This is a genomic window from Pseudomonas fluorescens (assembly GCF_000968015.1).
GTDB classification, from domain to species: Bacteria; Pseudomonadota; Gammaproteobacteria; order Pseudomonadales; family Pseudomonadaceae; genus Aquipseudomonas; species Aquipseudomonas fluorescens_W.
The window spans coordinates 336-621 of record NZ_LACH01000127.1; the positions used below are offsets into that span (position 1 = coordinate 336).

At 66.8% G+C, this 286-nt stretch carries 1 pseudogene; it reads right to left on the reverse strand.

Annotated elements, in window-relative coordinates:
* A pseudogene (locus tag VD17_RS32880) lies at positions 1-286 on the reverse strand (glycine dehydrogenase (aminomethyl-transferring)); the annotation flags it as partial.

Genomic DNA, 286 nt, shown 5'->3' on the forward strand with positions numbered 1-286 from the left:
TTCGATGTCGACGTTGCCGCGGGCGTCGCAGGCGGTGACGACCACGCGCATGCCGGCCATGTTGGCGGTGGCCGGGTTGGTGCCGTGGGCCGACGAGGGGATCAGGCAGATGTCGCGACGGTCTTCGCCACGGCTCTGGTGATAGGCGCGAATCGCCAGCAGGCCAGCGTATTCACCCTGGGAACCGGCGTTCGGTTGCAGCGAGATCGCGTCGTAACCGGTGGCGGCGCAGAGCATCGCTTCCAGCTCAAAGGTCAGTTGCTGATAACCGGCGCTTTGCGCGGCC